The 572-nt window shown below is 65.6% G+C and carries 2 protein-coding genes; one reads left to right on the top strand and one right to left on the bottom strand.

Annotated features, from left to right (window positions below):
- On the top strand, positions 1–327 hold a 327-nt coding region (locus tag NZ772_19475), incomplete at its 5' end, for a hypothetical protein (GenBank protein ID MCS6815735.1).
- Here NZ772_19475 and NZ772_19480 read toward each other — a convergent pair.
- Positions 324–572: Uma2 family endonuclease (locus tag NZ772_19480; protein MCS6815736.1), on the bottom strand; the 249-nt coding region annotated here is incomplete at its 5' end. The genes NZ772_19475 and NZ772_19480 overlap by 4 nt on opposite strands.

Raw genomic sequence — 572 nt, forward strand, 5'->3', positions numbered from 1 at the left:
GACGGCTTCGCGCGGTTCGTGGGACTCGCCACGCTGGGCGGGCTATTGGGCTATGGGCTGGCGCACTGCGTGCCGAACCTGCCAGTGAACCCCGCGCGCTGGGCGGGAATTGTCGGCGGGGGGCTGAGCCTGTGGCTCTACGGCTGGGCGGTGCAGAACGACACTGACGCCACAGGACGCTGGCTCGTCGCCGCGCTGCTGGGACTGGCAATCGGACTGATGATTACCATCCTGTTCTGGAAGATGCACTACGCGATGGTGCGCTCCGGCGGCGCGATTGGGGCGAATCGGCTGGGCAAGGCGTATCGAGTTAGAGTAGGGCGTTAGGGTTCAATCCCCTGCTCCCGCAGTTTGGCTTTCAGTCGCTCCAGTTCCGCCTCTGCCTGCTCGCGCAACTGGCGCTCTTGCTCCGCCCGCTGACGCTCCTGCTCTGCCCGCTGACGCTCCTGCTCTGCCTGAGTGGGCACTAAACGCCCCTCTGCATCATAGAGCCGCAGCCATCGGTAGCGACGCCCGTGCCATACGCCTTCCCACACCCCAAGCCAGGCGTTCAGCACATTGCTCCAGAGCCA

Source organism: Cyanobacteriota bacterium, from assembly GCA_025054735.1.
In the GTDB taxonomy this organism is placed as follows: Bacteria; Cyanobacteriota; Cyanobacteriia; order SKYG9; family SKYG9; genus SKYG9.